General features: G+C 70.0%; 1 protein-coding gene. It reads right to left on the reverse strand.

Annotated elements, in window-relative coordinates; all coding sequences use genetic code 11:
- The coding region (locus AAH991_RS40345) for a glycoside hydrolase family 15 protein (RefSeq protein ID WP_346231222.1) at window positions 1-357 on the reverse strand (357 nt) is incomplete at both ends.

Consider the following 357-nt stretch of genomic DNA (forward strand, 5'->3'; position numbering starts at 1 on the left):
GGTCGATGAGGCGTTCGAAGAGTTGGACGGCGTCGTGGTGGCGGCCGGTGAGGGCGCGGGCTTCGGCGAGCCAGAAGCTGCAGGCGAGGAAGGCGCCTTCGCCGCCGGGCAGGCCGTCGACGGGGTTGTCTTCGGCGACGGGGTAGCGCAGGACGAAGCCGTCGGTCATGAGTTCGCGTTCGACGGCGGTGATGGTGCCGGTGACGCGGGGGTCGTCGGGGGGCAGGAAGCCGACGATGGGGATCTGCAGGAGGGCGGCGTCCAGTTCGCGTGAGCCGTAGGACTGGGTGAAGGTGTTGCGTTCGGGGTCGTAGCCCTTGTCGCAGACCTCGGCGTGGATGCGATCGCGCAGCGCGC

Origin of the sequence: Microbispora sp. ZYX-F-249 (assembly GCF_039649665.1) — a bacterium.
GTDB classification, from domain to species: Bacteria; Actinomycetota; Actinomycetes; order Streptosporangiales; family Streptosporangiaceae; genus Microbispora; species Microbispora maris.